The following is a 389-nucleotide window of genomic DNA, read 5'->3' as shown; positions in this document are numbered from 1 at the left end:
AGGGGAGGGGGGAAGGGAGAAAAAAGAAAGGGAAGGGGGAGGAAGAGAGAGAGAGAGAGAAGAGAGAGGGAGGAGGGAGAGAGGGAAGAAGAGAGGGAGGGAGAGAGGAGGGGAGGGGAGAGAGGAGAGGGGAAAGAGAGGGAAAAAAGAAAAGAGGAGAGGGGAAGGGGGAAAAAAGGGGGAAAGGGGGAGAGGGAGGGGGAGGGGGGGGGAGGAGGGAGGGGGGGAGAGAGAGAGGGGGAAGAGGAGGAGGGGAAGGGAGGGGGGAAGAGAAGGAAAGAGAGAAAGAAAGAGAGGGGAGGGGGAGAAAAGAGGAGGAAAGGGGAGGGAAAAGTGTGAAAGAAAGAGGAGAAGAAGAAGAAAGAGAAAAAGAGGGGGAATGTAAAAGA

Annotated in this window: 1 protein-coding gene; it reads left to right on the top strand. The window is 56.0% G+C overall.

What is annotated here, in order from left to right:
- On the top strand, nt 1-385 hold a 385-nt coding region (locus KH400_RS29970), incomplete at its 5' end, for a hypothetical protein (RefSeq protein WP_217228264.1).
- Between the last annotated feature and the right edge of the window lie 4 nt (nt 386-389).

Source organism: Desertibacillus haloalkaliphilus (assembly GCF_019039105.1).
Lineage (GTDB): Bacteria > Bacillota > Bacilli > Bacillales > KJ1-10-99 > Desertibacillus > Desertibacillus haloalkaliphilus.
This window is presented reverse-complemented; position numbering and strand designations above follow the sequence as displayed.